Origin of the sequence: Idiomarina sp. UBA3176 (assembly GCF_002364295.1) — a bacterium.
Lineage (GTDB): Bacteria > Pseudomonadota > Gammaproteobacteria > Enterobacterales > Alteromonadaceae > Idiomarina > Idiomarina loihiensis.
The window spans coordinates 18,147-32,851 of record NZ_DEXU01000003.1 but is presented as its reverse complement, the minus strand read 5'-3'; the positions used below and the strand labels follow the sequence as shown (position 1 = coordinate 32,851).

11 protein-coding genes are annotated in these 14,705 nt (G+C 46.2%); 4 read left to right on the top strand and 7 right to left on the bottom strand.

Annotated elements, in window-relative coordinates; translation table 11 throughout:
- Window positions 1-41: 41 nt before the first annotated feature.
- The 4 genes from prpC (at window position 42) to B2U97_RS01050 (ending at window position 5,290) form a co-directional block, all read left to right on the top strand.
- Window positions 42-1,166, top strand: coding sequence for a bifunctional 2-methylcitrate synthase/citrate synthase (gene prpC, locus B2U97_RS01065; RefSeq protein ID WP_011234672.1), 1,125 nt, complete (start codon window positions 42-44; stop codon window positions 1,164-1,166).
- A gap of 83 nt (window positions 1,167-1,249) precedes the next feature.
- Window positions 1,250-3,844 carry a Fe/S-dependent 2-methylisocitrate dehydratase AcnD gene (gene acnD / locus B2U97_RS01060; protein WP_011234671.1) on the top strand — a complete coding sequence of 865 codons (2,595 nt, stop codon included), beginning with the start codon at window positions 1,250-1,252 and terminating at the stop codon, window positions 3,842-3,844.
- A 12-nt stretch (window positions 3,845-3,856) separates the two neighbouring features.
- Window positions 3,857-5,035 carry a 2-methylaconitate cis-trans isomerase PrpF gene (gene prpF, locus B2U97_RS01055; protein WP_286823428.1) on the top strand — a complete coding sequence of 393 codons (1,179 nt, stop codon included), beginning with the start codon at window positions 3,857-3,859 and terminating at the stop codon, window positions 5,033-5,035.
- Complete coding sequence (locus B2U97_RS01050; RefSeq protein ID WP_110013224.1) at window positions 5,036-5,290, top strand: hypothetical protein; 255 nt, start codon at window positions 5,036-5,038, stop codon at window positions 5,288-5,290. It abuts the gene before it with no gap.
- A 16-nt stretch (window positions 5,291-5,306) separates the two neighbouring features.
- Here the strand turns inward: B2U97_RS01050 and B2U97_RS01045 are convergent, their stop codons facing one another.
- The 7 genes from B2U97_RS01045 to B2U97_RS01015 form a co-directional block, all read right to left on the bottom strand.
- On the bottom strand, window positions 5,307-5,921 hold the full coding sequence (locus tag B2U97_RS01045; protein WP_272988305.1) for a hypothetical protein: 615 nt from the start codon (window positions 5,919-5,921) through the stop codon (window positions 5,307-5,309).
- Between the two features lie 222 nt (window positions 5,922-6,143).
- Entirely contained in the window at window positions 6,144-8,111 is a 1,968-nt protein-coding gene (locus B2U97_RS01040) for a methyl-accepting chemotaxis protein (RefSeq protein ID WP_286823427.1), read from the bottom strand.
- Between the two features lie 119 nt (window positions 8,112-8,230).
- Window positions 8,231-8,977 (bottom strand): 3'-5' exonuclease, encoded by a 747-nt coding sequence (locus tag B2U97_RS01035; protein WP_011234666.1) that lies wholly within the window; start codon window positions 8,975-8,977, stop codon window positions 8,231-8,233.
- 3 nt (window positions 8,978-8,980) lie between these two features.
- Entirely contained in the window at window positions 8,981-10,834 is a 1,854-nt protein-coding gene (locus B2U97_RS01030; RefSeq protein WP_110013221.1) for a DUF294 nucleotidyltransferase-like domain-containing protein, read from the bottom strand.
- 71 nt (window positions 10,835-10,905) lie between these two features.
- Window positions 10,906-12,528: a BCCT family transporter gene (locus tag B2U97_RS01025; protein WP_181396966.1), complete on the bottom strand. Its 1,623-nt coding sequence runs from the start codon at window positions 12,526-12,528 to the stop codon at window positions 10,906-10,908.
- Between the two features lie 292 nt (window positions 12,529-12,820).
- A complete protein-coding gene (locus tag B2U97_RS01020; protein WP_110013219.1) occupies window positions 12,821-13,429 on the bottom strand; it encodes an outer membrane protein in 609 nt (202 codons plus the stop codon).
- 105 nt (window positions 13,430-13,534) lie between these two features.
- On the bottom strand, window positions 13,535-14,704 hold the full coding sequence (locus tag B2U97_RS01015; RefSeq protein WP_110013218.1) for a M14 family metallopeptidase: 1,170 nt from the start codon (window positions 14,702-14,704) through the stop codon (window positions 13,535-13,537).
- Window position 14,705 lies beyond the last annotated feature (1 nt).

The window sequence follows — 14,705 nt, the reverse complement described above, 5'->3', positions numbered from 1 at the left end:
TGGCAGATATCAAATACAAAAATTAAGAAGGGAACAACATTATGGCAGAGAAGAAACTAAGTGGCGCAGGTTTGCGCGGACAGTCAGCCGGCGAGACGGCACTATGTACTGTTGGTAAAAGCGGTTCAGGTTTAACCTACCGTGGCTATGACATTTCTGAACTGGCGGAAAAAGTCAGTTTTGAAGAAGTGGCTTACCTTTTAGCGAAAGGCGAGTTGCCGAATAAGCAACAGCTAACAGACTACAAAAAGCGCTTGAAGTCACTGCGTACTTTACCTCAGGAAGTTAAAGACGTACTTGAGCGTATTCCAAAATCAGCGCATCCAATGGATGTTATGCGTACCGGTTGTTCTATGCTGGGTAACCTGGAAACGGAAGAAAGCTTTGATGAAGCTGACGATCACATCGAACGTCTGCTGGCGACTTTCCCGGGTATCGTACTGTACTGGTACCGCTATACTCACGACGGCGTGCGTATTGATACCGATTCTGAAGAAGAGTCTATCGGTGCACACTTCCTGCGCTTGTTACACGACAAAGCACCTTCAGAGCTGCACGCAGCAGTAATGAACACTTCGTTAATTCTGTATGCTGAGCATGAGTTTAACGCATCAACCTTTACGGCTCGTGTTTGTGCTTCAACCTTGTCAGATATTCACTCTTGTGTGACCGGTGCCATTGGTTCATTACGCGGGCCACTTCATGGTGGTGCAAACGAAGCGGCAATGGAGCTGATTGAGGGCATGAAAGACGCTGACGATGCCGAGCAGAAACTGAAAGGCATGCTGGAACGCAAAGAGAAAATCATGGGTTTTGGTCATGCCATTTACCGTGATTTTGATCCGCGTAACGACGTGATTAAAGCCTGGTCTAAGAAGCTATCTGAAGAAGTGGGTGATAGCCGCTTGTACGACGTGTCTGTGCGTTGTGAAAAAGTCATGTGGGACGAGAAGAAATTGTTCCCGAATGCGGATTTCTTCCATGCATCGGCTTATCACTACATGGGTATTCCAACCAAATTGTTTACACCAATCTTTGTTATGTCGCGTGTGACCGGCTGGACCGCTCATGTGAAAGAGCAGCGTGCAAACAACCGTATTATCCGCCCAAGTGCCGATTATACAGGCCCAGAGCCGCGTAAAGTTCCGGCTTTAGAAGAGCGTTAATCTGTTCTTCGACTGATAAATAGTACAGGAGCAGTCATCTACTGCTCCTTTTTTCGTTTAACCATGACGATAAGTGGTAACTCATGACTTCATACCGTAAAAAACTCGCTGGTACTACGCTCGAGTACTTTGATACTCAAGCCGCTGTAGATGCGATTGAACCGGGTGCCTATGCGCGCCTGCCTTATACTTCCCGTGTATTAGCTGAAAACTTAGTCCGTCGCTGCCCGGCGGATATTCTGACGCAATCGTTAGAACAGTTGATTTACCGCAAAAAAGAACACGATTTCCCATGGTTCCCGGCACGCGTTGTCTGTCATGATATTTTAGGTCAGACAGCCTTAGTGGATTTAGCCGGATTGCGTGACGCCATTGCTGAAAAAGGCGGGGACCCCGCCAAAGTGAACCCTGTGGTACCAACCCAGTTGATTGTTGATCATTCACTGGCCGTTGAGCATGCAGGTTTTGATAAAGACGCTTTTGAAAAAAACCGGGCTATTGAAGACCGTCGTAACGATGACCGTTTTCACTTTATTAACTGGACCAAAACGGCGTTTAAAAACGTTGATGTCATTCCTCCCGGCAACGGCATTATGCACCAGATCAACCTGGAGAAAATGTCCCCGGTAGTTCAGGTACGCGACAATGTCGCTTTTGTCGATACCTGTGTAGGTACTGACAGCCATACGCCAATGGTTGATGCCTTAGGTGTTATCTCTGTCGGTGTTGGTGGCCTGGAAGCGGAAAGCGTTATGCTGGGGCGTGCATCTTATATGCGCTTGCCTGACATTATTGGCGTTGAGCTGAGCGGTAAACTGCAACCGGGTATTACCAGCACGGATTTAGTGTTGGAAATGACCGAGTTCTTGCGTAAAGAGCGTGTCGTTGGCGCCTACCTGGAGTTTTACGGCGAAGGTGCAGAAGCCCTAACCGTTGGCGACCGTGCAACCATTTCTAATATGACACCGGAATACGGCGCGACTGCGGCCATGTTCTATATTGATGATCAAACTATTGATTACCTGAAACTGACCGGTCGTGACGACGATCAGGTTGAACTGGTTGAGCACTTTGCTAAAGAAACCGGATTGTGGGCCGACAGCTTAAAGTCTGCCGAATATGGCCGAGTACTTAAGTTCGATTTATCCAAAGTGAAGCGTAACCTGGCCGGGCCATCGAATCCGCACTCTCTGCTACCGGCATCGGAACTGTCGGAGCGTGGTGTTGCGAAGCACATTGAGAACCCGGAAGAAGGCAAAATGCCTGACGGAGCGGTGATTATCGCAGCCATTACCAGTTGTACCAATACCAGTAACCCACGCAATATGATTGCGGCTGGCCTCATTGCCCGTAACGCGAACAAGTTGGGGTTAACCCGTAAGCCATGGGTGAAATCATCGCTGGCACCGGGATCTAAGACGGTCAAAATGTATCTGGAAGAAGCTGAATTGTTGCCTGAGTTGGAAGATTTAGGCTTTGGCGTGGTGGCGTTTGCCTGTACCACCTGTAACGGCATGAGTGGTTCTTTAGATCCGAAGATACAGCAGGAAATCATTGACCGCGACTTGTTCTCCACAGCGGTACTATCCGGTAACCGTAACTTTGATGGCCGCATTCACCCATATGCTAAGCAGGCGTTTTTGGCGTCTCCACCATTGGTCGTAGCCTACGCCATAGCGGGTACCATTCGTTTTGACATTGAGAAAGATGTATTGGGAATTGACCCTGACGGTAATCCGGTAACGCTGAAAGACATTTGGCCAAGCGACGAAGAAATTGATGCCATTGTGAAACAGAGTGTTAAGCCTGAGCAATTCCGTAAGGTGTATGACCCGATGTTTGACCTGTCGGTGGATTACGGCGAGAAAAACAATCCGCTATATGACTGGCGCCCGCAAACCACTTATATTCGTCGTCCGCCATATTGGGAAGGCGCATTAGCTGCAGAACGTACCATGAAGGGCATGCGCCCGTTAGCCGTGCTGGGTGATAACATCACCACCGACCATTTGTCACCGTCAAACGCCATTATGGCTGACAGTGCGGCGGGTGAGTATCTGGCGAAAATGGGGGTTCCGGAAGAGGACTTTAATTCTTACGCAACGCATCGTGGCGACCATTTAACAGCGCAGCGCGCGACCTTTGCTAACCCGAAACTGTTTAATGAAATGGTGAAAGGCGAAGACGGTAAAGTCATTCAGGGCTCGCTGGCACGCATTGAGCCGGAAGGTAAAACCGTGCGCATGTGGGAAGCCATTGAACACTATATGGAAAACAAACAGCCGCTGATTATTGTCGCTGGTGCAGACTACGGTCAGGGCTCGTCACGCGACTGGGCGGCAAAAGGTGTGCGCTTAGCGGGTGTTGAAGTCATTGTTGCCGAAGGTTTTGAGCGTATTCACCGTACCAACTTAATTGGTATGGGCGTATTGCCGCTGCAGTTTGAAGAGGGCACTACACGTAAAACGCTGAATATTGACGGCACTGAAACCTTTGATGTGAAAGGTACACCTGAGGCCGGGTCTAAGCTAACGCTGGTGATTCATCGTGCCAATGGTGACAGTGAAGAAGTGCCGGTACAGTGCCGCTTAGACACCAAAGAAGAAGTGTCAATTTATGAAGCCGGCGGTGTGCTGCAACGTTTTGCTCAGGACTTTTTAGAAGCAGAAGCAAGCTAAGGAGTTCTAATAATGAAGCAGAAACCACAAATTAAAATTCCCGCCACCTATATGCGTGGCGGGACCTCGAAAGGCGTATTTTTCCGTTTGCAGGACTTACCCGAACCGGCACAACAGCCGGGTGCTGTGCGTGATGCCATGCTGATGCGTGTAATCGGCAGCCCGGATCCTTATGCCAAGCATACCGACGGTATGGGAGGTGCGACCTCGAGTACCAGCAAAACGGTTATCGTCTCTAAAAGTGAGCAACCAGGCCATGACGTAGACTACCTGTTCGGTCAGGTGTCTATTGATAAGCCTTTTGTCGACTGGAGCGGAAACTGCGGGAATTTATCTTCGGCAGTAGGACCATTTGCTATTGCTAACGGTCTTGTCGATGCTGAGCGTTTACCTGAAAACGGTGTGTGCGAAGTGCGCATCTGGCAAGCCAATATTGGCAAAACCATTGTCAATAAAGTGCCTATGGTTAATGGCGAAGTGCAGGAAACCGGTGACTTTATTCTGGACGGTGTCACCTTCCCGGCGGCTGAAGTTCCGGTGGAGTTTATGGACCCGTCTGCCGACGGCGAATCCATGTTTCCGACCGGTAACTTAATCGATGATTTAGAGGTTCCTGGCATTGGTACATTAAAAGCTACGATGATTAATGCGGGCATCCCGACCATTTTCCTCAATGCGGAGGAAATTGGATACGACGGTACTGAGTTGCAGGAAGTCATTAACGGCAGTCCGGAAGCTCTGGAGCGCTTTGAAACCATACGTGCCTATGGCGCGGTGAAGATGGGCTTGATTGATGATATTGCCGAAGCGGCTAACCGTCAGCACACCCCAAAAGTGGCTTTTGTGGCAACGCCAAAAGACTACACCGCATCCAGTGGCAAGGTCATTAAGGCCAACGGCATTGACTTGCTGGTAAGGGCGATGTCGATGGGAAAATTGCATCACGCCATGATGGGCACTGCTGCTGTTGCTATCGGCACTGCTGCAGCTATTCCAGGTACAACCGTTAATTTAGCCGCGGGCGGTAAAGACCGTACTATGGTGAATTTTGGCCATCCTTCAGGTACCTTGCAAGTAGGCGCTGAATGTAAACAGGTGAATGGTCAATGGACAGCCATTAAAGCCATTATGAGTCGCAGTGCCCGAGTGTTAATGGAAGGGCAGGTGCGTATTCCGGGGGACGTTCTTTAAGTGGAAAAAGCTACGCAAGTCAAGTTACTTAAAATTGCCATGGTCACCGGCATTACCCTAATTTTGTTAGGGCATGTTGTGCTGGCTGTGACTATTGGCAACGATGATATTGATTTTCGTGGTTACATTTTGGGGGCGGCGATGAATGCTGTTGGCGTTATTCTGTCGCTGCCCACCAAAATTTATCTCACTCTGGTGCTAATGGAAAAGGAAGAAAAAAGTAATAAAAATACGCACTGGAGCGATATTAATTAGTTTTACTCGGTAAACCTTAGTCCGCGTATCCCCATGGAGTAGCTGGTGTTTCAACCGGCTCCGTTAAGTCAAAGTCCACCCGAAACTCGCGACCTTCTCTAACCAAACGATACGTAAAGGTATTGTCGTGAATGTACATTTGCCAGGTGTTTGTATTTGATTGCGGGACGCCAAGTTCAATAAATAACTCTTTAGAATAGGCATCTACAGGAAAGGATTGTGCAGTTGCATAGCCCTTGTCAGTGGTATGTCCGCCATACATAGTTAACGGATCATAGTTGCCGTCAGGTTTACGGTGATCGTGTTTTAGGCTAATACCTGAGCCTGTTTGGGTTAATATCCAGGTGCGCGAGTGGTTGTCTCCGACATGAAAAGGGATTTCGATTCGTTGTTCACCACACTTACGAACGTGCATCACTAAGTCACCTTCGAACCCTTCTGAAGTTGGCGTATCGACTGTTACCTCGCCTGCATAAGAATTACCACAAAGCTTGTTTATAGCAGCAAAAAACTCAGCCTGAGCCTGAGTTGAAACCCTGGGAGCTGGTTTAATCACTTGATCCTGAGCGATCGAGGTATGAGATAATGCTGTTCCTAAAAGTAAAGTAAACATGGAAAGCCGGATTTTCATTATTGTTACCTTTTTGCTTTTTATAAAACCAATTTCTGATGTGGTTTTTTTGAGACTAAGAGAGCAAGGGTGATATTAATTAGCGTCAGAGTCCAGACTTTTTACTTAACTTCACACGCGTTGAATTAAACAAGAAATTACCCGCAGACTCTTTTCTGAGGGGCCTGAGAACAGAAAGCCCGACAATAAGAAAGTCAGGCCTTATAGTCATTGAGGTAGCAATTAAGCGGTTTTAAACTCCATCGCTAAATCTTGTAATTCTCTGGCCGATTTAGCCTGTTCCTCGGTTACGCTCTTAATCTCCTGCGAGCCTGTCAGAATAAGAAGCGACGCTTCATTAACTGACTCCATATTGTTGGCAATATCTTTTGCTACAGCAACTTGCTCTTCTGATGCAGTCGCTATTTGAGTCGACATTTCGGAGATACTATTTATGTCCTCAGATATGACTGCAAAAGCCTGTTCTAGCTCTCTGGCTTGCTCCTCTGTTGCTGTGGCTATAGATTTACTCTCATTCACATCTTTATAGGCGGCATCTGATAGCTGCTGAAAACCGGTCAGCATTTCAGAAATTTCATTGGTTGAATTATGAGTCTGGCTTGCTAATTTTCGCACCTCGTCAGCCACAACTGAAAACCCGCGACCATGTTCACCTGCGCGAGCTGCTTCGATTGCAGCATTTAGCGCAAGTAAATTAGTTTGGTCGGCGACATTTTGAATAACGTCAATAACGCGATTAATGTTAACGCTGCGTTCCTGCAATTGACTAATTACTTCGCCTACATTTCCTATCGCAGAAGCTAAGGCTCTGACACTGTTGATACTTTCGCGAACAGCCGCTTCACCTTTGTTTTTGCTGTTGATGGAACTATCGGCAGCATCGGCAACGCGTTGAATATTCTCGCTAATTTCTGATGCGGTAGCGCTCATTTCTTCAGTGGCAGTAGCGACCTGTTCGGTTTGTTTTTGCTGACGGGTTATTTGCTCCGAGTTTTGCGAAGCCGTAGAGCTTGTTTCTTCGGTTGCCGTGGCAAGCTGAACACTCATTTGATCAATTTTATTCAAAGAAGCGTTAAACTTCTCCAGCAACTGGTTAAAAGCCGAACCAATATTCCCCAGTTCATCCGTTGTTTTACTTGAAACTTTCCGGCGTAAATCTTTGTTTTTCATTACAAAGTCTATGCCTTCGAGGAGCTCTCTTACCTGGCTGTATATTCCTTTCAGAATAAAGAACGTGAGTACTACAATCGCCAGGATAAAAGCAGAAATCAGAATAACTAGCAGCCACAACTGGCTTAACGTTTCGCTTGCTGTTGCTATAGAGGATTCACTAACGACTTCGAGCACCGCCTGATTCGCTTTATTGATTCTGGCGATATACTGAGTACTGAGTTGGAACCATTCCATACCACTCAGTTGAGAAAAAACATCGCTTTCCAGAAGCTGCTCGCGTGTGGCTTTTACTTTAGCCAGCTGAGACGAATTTATCAGTTCTTCTATCAGCGGTTTTAACGACTTATTCGCGGCATAGAAGGCGTTATCCAATAGCGCATGCTGTTGTCCGGACAAACTTTGCAGTTTAGCCAGTTCTTTCGTATTGGCTTGTCCGGAGGCTAAATAAGCAGCGACAGACGCTCGTTCTTTTCCTGCCGCTTCGGCTGTATTTGCCATTAAAGAATAGGTGCTGAGTTCCCGCGTAATTTGCGAATTTGAGGACTCAGCAATGACATCGTCGACAACACTAAGTAATGAGCTTATGGCTTGAGTATAAAGGTTCACCATTTGCTGGCGATCCATTTGGCGGCTGTCTATTTTACCGCGCCACTCATCCAGTTTATTGTTTTGTACAGCTTCAATTTTCTGCTGAATTTTCTTTGAAAAAGTTATTTCAGCTGCAATATTTTGTGTTTTAGTTAAGAACTGGTTAATAAATTGATCCAGCTCATCGCGCTGCCGCTGTAAATTGTCTACATTATTCTGACTGAAGCCAGAGGCCATAGTCAGTGCTGAAAGACCACGTTCACGTTGTAAGGCCCCAACCACGGGAGCACTGGCAACGGTTAAATCAGTTAATAATTCAATATGGTGTGCTTCTGAGTAACGCTGGTATGTCGAAACCAAGTTCGTTACCGCAAGAAACATCATCATAAATAAGGGGGGAAGCACCAACAACAGTAGTTTGTTGCGCATTGATAAATTGCCCAGCCAGTTCATATTTGCCCTCGATTCGCCTAAGCCGAAATTGAATATTATATTTGTCATCGGCGCGACAATCGCTCACCTTTAAGGCGTACCTCCCAACGAGTAGATCAAGGCAGCCAAATCTCACCAAGTGGGGTATCTGGCTCAAAGTGATAGGCTATCTGAGCCTGCAGAAGTTCCGCACATGCCAGTGCGTCAGTTAACGCATTATGCGGCGGATAAAAAGGTAGGTTATAGCGGGTACGACTGTCCGCAAGGCGAATTGATTCCGGTTTTTTTCCAAGTAGTTTTTGCCAGAAGGATAACGGTTTACGGTGGAATCGAGCTTCAATTTCCATTGTATCAATAAGCGGAAACTGGATGTTTTCGTGCAGGCGTTCTTTAATTCCCCGTTGCAGGAAAGGGCGTTCAATGCCGTGGTAATGAACAACCCAGACTTTTCCGGCGACAAGCTCCAGTAGCTCATCAATAATACTTTCTAAATCGGGGGCGTGTTCAATTTCGCTATGAGTAATACCATGTATAACGACGGATTCATCCGTAAGACTGCGTCGTGGTTTAACAACCCAGCTTTTTGCCTCTGAAAATAAAATCCGCTCTGTGGTCATAGGTATTGCGGCGATACTGACTATGCCATGCTGTTCAGGATCTAAGCCCGTGGTTTCAAAGTCGACGGCAACCATGGGCGTTTTATTAATGGGCGTATCCGGCGAACTGATGCCCTGACTGTAATACCGTTTAAGCGCCTGAGAGTGGCTCAGCTGTTCTAAGGTTTCAAATTGTTTGGGCCAGTCAATGTTCTTAGATTTTCTGGGCTTTTGTTTTTGTTTGTTTTCCGGGGCAAGATAAAGCATTGCCTAGCCTCCCGAGTAACGGTAACGCAAATATTTTTGTGCGTTACTTAGAATTTGAAAGGCGTCTTTTAAGTTTTTACGCTCAAAATGAGATAAGTCTTCCGGAGCAACGTTATTGTCAGGCACTTCACCCGCCGAAATGGCTAACGCCTGATGTCGAATTCTCACCATAGAAATTAATTCCAGAGCATCACGTAAATCTGGTCCGCGACCTTGTGGCAAAATTTGTGAATCAATAATGTCTTCAAGACGAGTAAAGGAATTGCGCTGTGATGAACCAATGGCCAGAGCATGAACACGGATCAAATCTGCAACAGGGCCGGTGCCGCGACGTTTGGTATTGATGCTGTCACGGTGTTTGCCATCTTTTTCCATGACAAAGTCTTTAAAAAAGCCCAGAGGGGGCGTACGGTTTAGCGCATTACGTGCCATAGAGCCTAAAAACCGTTTATTGCCTTTGGCTTTTTTTCGTATCAGTGAATTGAGCTCATCGGCGAATTTTTGTTGCCCCCAGACACCGTCCAAATCAAAAAATATGGAGGAGTGCAGCAGCTTTTCCGGTGACGGGTTTTCAATCCAGTCGGTAAAGTAGTTTTTCCACACTTTTAACGGTTGTCGCCAGGCATCGGTGGTGGCCATAATGCCGCCCGTACAATAGGTATAGCCGCAGGCATTTAAGCCGTCGGCCACAAAGCCCGCTAACTCTTTAAAGTAGGCATCGTGCTGTTTGGGATCAAAATCGTCGTGTAAAACCATAGCGTTGTCCTGATCCGTGACAATACTTTGCTCGTCACGTGCCATTGAACCCAAAGCCAGGAAACAGTAGGGCACCGGCGGCGGTCCGAATTTCTCCTCGCCAAGCTCTAAAAGCCGCTGTTTGAACGAACGACCAATGGTAGCCATTGCCGAACCTATCATCCGCGAGTTTGCATCTTCGTTAACCATGCGGACAAAACTGGCGCGGACACTTTCTGCAAGTTCGGTTAGCTCTTCAATAGAGTTTTGCTTAAAAATACCACTGACAATAAACAGAGTACTTTTTGACTCATGCTGTGCCACATCCGATAAAGCTATGACGCCTACAACCTGACCTTTTTTCAGTACCGGCAAATGGTGAAGGTTGGTTCGCATCATTATCAACAAAGCTTCGAACACGCGGTTATTATGCTGAACAAATGTCAGGTTCTCGGTCATTATAGAAGAAACGGGGTGGGTACTGGACCGGTTTACCGCCAGAACACGCTTGCGTAGGTCTTTGTCCGTTATAATACCCACAGGAAGATGCTGTGTTTCATCGATAATAAGTAATGATGATACTTTTTCATCTGTCATTTTTGCGGCAGCATCGTGAATACTGGCGTTTAAATCAATAGAAACCGGCTCGCGCGTAATGATTGTATCAACGGTCGCAGAAAGCGATTCATTACGGTTTTCCTGCTTTTTTACGGCTTGATTTACGCGCCTGTGCCCTTCAACTTCCACTGCGTCGGCAAAGCTGTCGTATTCATCGAACAAGCGATTAAACAAACTGCCGGGAATAAAGTAGATAAGCGTATCTTCTAATGCTTTGACAGGGTAACGAACCTTGCCTTTACGCAGTAGACCCGCTTCACCAAAAAAACCACCTTCGCTTAAACGATTAAACAGGTCGCCGTTACGGTTGTAGGTTTCTACTGAACCGTTCCTAATGACGTATAAATCAGAAATTGACTCATTATATTCAAGTACTTGAGAGCCGGCTTTGAAATAGCTGATTGCAGTGTTTTTGGCAAGCTCAACAAGTTCGTCTTCAGGTAACTCATTGAAAGGAGGGAAACGACGTAAAAAATTCAGAATTTCCAGATGTTCGGCTTCCATAATTGTACCTGTTATAGCAAAAGCGGCGCTTCAGCGCCGCTTTTAAATGGGTAAGGAGCTTTCGCTAATAGCTACTTAGCAGGTTTACCAACTCTTGGCTCGGAACGCAATCCCTGAACGACTGCAAAACAGGAAGCCAATAAAACAATGGTAAACGGTAAGCCTAAAGATAAGGACATTGCCTGCAGGGCAACGAGACCACCGCCAAGTATCAGCGCAATTGCGACTAACCCTTCAAACGTACACCAGAATATACGCTGAGGTACCGGTGCTTCAACTTTACCGCCAGCGCTTATGGTATCGATAACCAGCGAGCCTGAGTCAGACGAGGTAATGAAAAATACCATAACCAGAATAATACCCACAAACGAGGTTACTTCTGTCCAGGGCAAGCCTCCCAGCATAATAAACAGTTTGAGTGAAAGCTTTTCACTGGCTATTTGTTCGGCTCCCGCAACGAATTGCTCTATTGCAGCGGTACCGAATACTGTCATCCAGAATACGCAGGCCAGAGAAGGTATCAATAGTACCGAAATTAAGAATTCACGTACGGTACGGCCTCTTGAAACGCGGGCAATAAACATACCTACAAAAGGTGACCATGCAATCCACCATGCCCAGTAAAACGATGTCCAGCCTTGAGAGTAACCCAGGTCTTCTCGTCCAACCGGATTTGACAGGGCTGGGAGGTTAACAATGTAATTGTAAAGGTTTTCCGCGAAACCGGTGAAAATAGCTACCGTCGGGCCGACAATAATGACAAACAGCATCAGAATAGCCGCCAGTGACATATTCACTTGCGATAGTCGCTGTACACCTTTTTCCAGGCCTGCAAGAACTGAAATTAATGCGATAGCGGTTATCCCCATAACCAGCAGCACATCGGTGGTATCACCTTCAGCCCAGCCGAATAGAAAGTTTAGTCCTGCTGCCGCCTGAGAAGCACCCAGTCCAAGTGATGTTGCAAGACCGAATAAGGTTGCCAGTATTGCGATAATATCAATGATATGTCCTGGCCAGCCCCATACGCGCTCGCCCAGAATTGGGTAAAAAATAGAGCGTATTGTTAATGGTAAGCCTTTGTTGAAAGAAAATAAGGCTAAACCTAAAGCAAGAACGGCGTAAATAGCCCATGGGTGCAGAGCCCAGTGAAAAATGGTTGCAGCCATGCCTAATTTTATTGCCGCAGCCTGGTCACCGCCAGCACCCCCAAGAGGTGCTGAGTCGGTACGAATACCATCCGCGTTAAACTCAGTTCCACCAAATGCAGCACTAAAATGAGTAATCGGCTCAGAGACACCGTAAAACATGAGTCCAATACCCATGCCTGCGGCAAACAGCATTGAAAACCAGCCCAGGTAAGAAAAGTCCGGGCTTGCTTCAGTGCCGCCTAAACGCACGTTCCCTAATGGTGAAACAATTAAGAATAGACACAGAAGCACAAAAATATTAGCTGCACCAATAAAGAACCAGTCTAAATTAGCCGTTAACCAATTTTTTGTACTTGTGAATACCGGCTCCGCCTGATTCTGGAACATTAAAGTAATAACCACAAAGGCGACGATCGCAAGTCCGGAGATAGCGAATACGCGGTTATGGAAATCCAGACCAAAAGGTCCTACTTTCATAACAACGTTATCTTGTCCTACTTGGTAATCCGTATCGATTGGGTTGACTTCACCGTCAGGAATCATTGGGTCGTCGGCTTTGCGCTCGCGCTCGAGGTCTTTGTCCCCGCGGAGCACTTCCTCTTCTTTTTTATTCATTTGCTCTCCCCTGTATAAAAATAGGTGTTTTTACGCTTTGAATTTAAGCGTTTATTCTAAATTTACTAATAGAGTATAGAGAGCTACGGACGTTTCTTAAAGTTAGATCGGTTTTTTGCAGTAAAAATAATGAATTAGAGAGGTTAGAAATGTTGTAGAGGTGTGCTGACGTGTCTCTATATAAGGTGACACGCCAGCGTTTAAGCATTCAGGCTAAGAGTTAGAAACTGTACCGAACTGTTGCGGCGACAGTATCGACGTCCTGATCGATTTCGTCTAAATCGTAGAGTTTATAACCAACACCTAGAGAAAGGTTGTTAGTTAAATGAAAGAAAGCTGAAGCGTCATAACGAATACCATTTTCGTCATCAATGTCCAGATAATCAGCTTTCACCGATAGCTCAAAAAAGTCGGTGATCATTGAACGAATGCCAACGCCTGCTCCGTATCCTGATTCATCGAAAGACTCTGAACCAAGGTCGTCTACTGAGCCAACAAGTTCAAGCTTTTCATAAGTAACTGTAGCGAAAACGTCAGTTGACTCTGTGATACCGTGATTAAAGCCGATACCTGCGTTAAGTGAGTCTAAATCAACGTCACCGAAATCCGATTCGTCACCAACGGAGTCGAAATTGGCCAGCACAAAAATTGAGTCAGTTAGTGAAAGCGAGCCGGCTACGGCATAACCATCCATTGTAATATCATCGTCGATAGGTGTTTCAATATCGGTTTCTATGTAGGACGCCTGAATTTTATCCCAGTTAGGAGAGTCGGCAAAGGCGCTAGTTGAAGTTCCAATCAATGCAATTGCAATTAATGTTTTCTTCATAATTCTTCCTTAAGTTGAGAGTAACTATTCAAAAGTAACCAAGCGGTTATCTCTATTTAAAGCTAGCTACACCCGTGGCAGTCAGCAATGCCCTTTACGAAACCTTTAATCTAAGCGGTTAATTAAAGAGATGAGGGCGGCTTCCGCAACTTTTTTAATGTTATTGCGTTCTTCGTTGTCACTTACTTCATAGGTCACGGCGTGCGCGGCAAATTCATCAGCGATGAACTGCTTAAAAACACCACTTTCAGGATGAGCTCCAGGCTGATAATCAAGTTCTACTGAACCGACAAGTTCTTCAATTTCCTCAATCCAGTTGTAGACTCTTTGAGGGTTTCTCAAAGGCACGCCGCTGAGGGGTTCGTAGTCTTTAGGCATGGTGTAAAAGACATTTTTTCGGGTAGAATGGAAGTCAATTGCAAATTCAATTTCCCCGCCGTCTTTAACCAGCTTTTTAAGATAATTAGCCATGGCCTGAGTTTCCGGTAGGGTCAGATTTTTCCAGTCTCTGTTCATATCGATGCCTGCCGCGGTTAAGCGCCAGTTCCCATGGTAGACCCCATCTGGATTCATATTGGGCACCAATAGAATGTTGTACTTTTGTCGAAATTTAACGACGTAAGGCTCGTCGCTAAACAGCAACTCACCAAAATGTAGTAGTGCTAACGCGCCGGTAACTTCGGGAGGGTGTTGACGGCCAATTAAAATTATCCATTTATCGCTGGACTCAACTCTATGCTCCAGAGCCGCCAGGTTACGTCCTTCACTGGAGACTCCGAGAGAAATAACTTCGGTCTGTTGCGGCTCTTTAATAAGACTACTGAGCCACTCAATGTAATGAACGTTGTCAATAATCTCCTGTCCGGCAATATACTCTTTGGTTTGGCCTGAAAGGGTTAATTCAAACTGAAGCGTGCCGTCGCCTTCAGAAAATGGAATTGCGTGCCAAATATCATCGCCTTCGCTGCGTTTGGGTTTATATCGCGAAACCCCTTCACTGGCGACCAAAGTAATATCGATTGTTTGGCTTGTTTCAGCTTTATTTTTTACCGCAAAAGCATACCAGGGACTTGGGTTAATTTTCTCTCGTTCAGGCTCCAGAAAAAGCCTGTATTGATTATCACCTGTTTTCTCACAATGGTTCAGGCGTCCCACAGCAAAATTGATAGTGAACTCGATCTGCTCAAAAGAGCAGTCCTTCGGTTTTTTATCCGTCTCTTCAGGCTGCTGAAGTGCTAACTGGCTTAATAACGCAACATTAGCTAGTGTGAGCATT